This is a genomic window from Mesorhizobium sp. M1143 (assembly GCF_040318435.1).
In the GTDB taxonomy this organism is placed as follows: domain Bacteria; phylum Pseudomonadota; class Alphaproteobacteria; order Rhizobiales; family Rhizobiaceae; genus Mesorhizobium.
This window is the reverse complement of the sequence record NZ_JAMYMJ010000158.1, coordinates 1-2,045: the sequence shown is the minus strand read 5'-3', so window position 1 is coordinate 2,045 and position 2,045 is coordinate 1. Positions and strand designations below refer to the sequence as shown.

The following is a 2,045-nucleotide window of genomic DNA, read 5'->3' as shown; positions in this document are numbered from 1 at the left end:
GAATGAAACTATGGCGCGGTGAGTGCAACGTTGCGCAGCGGCGCCACGCGGAAGACATAGGAATCGTCGGCTGCATTGGTGACCTCAAATCGGCCCTTGTCTTTGTCCGGCAGGACTTCGGCGCTGGGCCGTTCCACGAGGCCGAACGGGTAATAGGCTTGCCCACCAACGTTGATGCCGGCATGGCAGGACGAGCAGCCTTTGTCCATGAAAAGCACCAGGCCCTGTTTCTGTTCGGAAGTCATGGCAACCTCATCACCATTCAGGAAGCTGTCGAACGGGGCAGGTGTGACCAGTGTCGCCTCGAAGGCTTCGATCGCCTTGGCGAAGTTGTCGAAGGTGACCCGATCGGCTTCAGCCGGAAAGGCTGCATCGAACCACTCGACATATTGCGGCATGGACTTGAGAGTGGCGATGAGTTGGCCCGGTGTATTGGCCATTTCGATCCCGGCTTGGACCGGTCCCTTCGCCTGAGCCTTCAGGTCTTCGGCACGACCATCCCAGAACTGGGCGATGTTGAAGACAGCGTTCAGTACAGTCGGCGCGTTGCGCTGTCCCTTCTGCCAACCATGGCCAATCGAGGTTTCGTGATTGTCGTCGCCGCCGGTGGCCAGGTTGTGGCATGAATTGCACGACAAGACGCCTGACGCCGAGACGCGTGGATCGAAGAACAGTGCCTTGCCGAGAGCGATCTTTTCCGGGGTGATCGGGTTGTTGGCGACTGTCGGCGTGGTGGATGGCAAAGCCGTGAAGGTGGCCAATGCCGTATCTCTGAGGTCGGTGGGGATCGAATCCGCAGCAAAGGCGGTGGGTGCCAGCAAGGTGACAGCCATCGTACTGAATAGGATTTTCATAATTGGTCTTCCTGCGTCGTCCACGCAGCCATTATGCGATCTGCGGCTCATGAACGCCCTGAGCTAGATCAGCTTGAGGGAGAGGACGGGGTCTCACACCTGTTTTCGCAGCTGAGCTGGGACCCTCTTGGAAGGATCGCTCTTCTCGATTGGACTTCAGGGAGGAGGGGTATCCCTGGTCGGCAACCGGTTGTATGCATCAAAGCACGCCCTGAGGGCGGCTTCGTAGATTCGGTCACTGCGATCTTCCAGCCAAGGTTGAGAAAGTCGACAGCATCCGCAAGACTGGCAATCTCTTGCACGATGTGCGCTGCACGCCTTGCGAAAAGTGAGCTTCTGAAACGTCAGGGTTCATTCGTTTCCTGACCTGCTGATTACGCAATCGGCCTTGTCGACACCCGCCGACTGCACATTGTGATGTCACCAGCGATGGCGGTTTCAACACCTAAGCAGCGACGGTCTATACGACAGTATGGATCTCGTATCGGAATAGGCGTTCCGCCTTTGTGGACCGTCACACCGGCATATAGCTCCGCTTCTACGAACATCCCATCACGCCAGGAAAGACATGGCCAACACGCGCGGTATCGCCAATCTAGCCCTTTGTGTCGACGGCGCCGCGCTTGAGCAGGTCCACCCGCTGTAACTGCCTCACCTTGATCCCCAGATCCTAGGCGCCGACCACGTTGTCGTCATCATTTGACGGGCGGGGGGCATTGGCCCATAAGCGAGCCAACGCAAACTGTGCGGTTGCCAATGCGTACTGAAGTGAATTGCAATGATCTTCGGTTTGCGAAACACGCACTTCCGACGCAGCTTGCGTTGACAGAGGCGGTTTTAGGCGCAATAGCACTTCCGCTGGCCTATTTAGTGGAGTTCCATTGTGGTTCGGCCAAGGGCGCGGGGCGCCGGACCGGCCCCTTGTAAACCTAATCAAAGAGAGAGAGACCCTGCATGGAAGAAATCTTACCGCGCATCGCCACTGGTGCCGGCATCGGCCCGGCTCTCGCAGAGAAGGCCGTTGGGTTAATGCTGGGTTTCCTGCGGAGCCACGCGGCCGACGGTCCCGGCGCGCGCATGATCGAGGCCATGCCGGGAGCTTCGGAATTAGTAGCGAAGTATCATGGCGACGACCCAGAGGGTGGCGGCCTTATGGGGCTCGGGCAGCAATTGATGGGTGAGGGTCTCAGC

2 pseudogenes are annotated in these 2,045 nt (G+C 58.3%); one reads left to right on the top strand and one right to left on the bottom strand.

From position 1 onward, the window contains the following. Positions 1 to 11: 11 nt before the first annotated feature. Positions 12 to 854, bottom strand: a pseudogene (locus NKH35_RS31550) (cytochrome-c peroxidase); the annotation flags it as partial. 954 nt (positions 855 to 1,808) lie between these two features. Here NKH35_RS31550 and NKH35_RS31545 point away from each other — a divergent pair. Further along, a pseudogene (locus NKH35_RS31545) lies at positions 1,809 to 2,045 on the top strand (hypothetical protein); the annotation flags it as partial.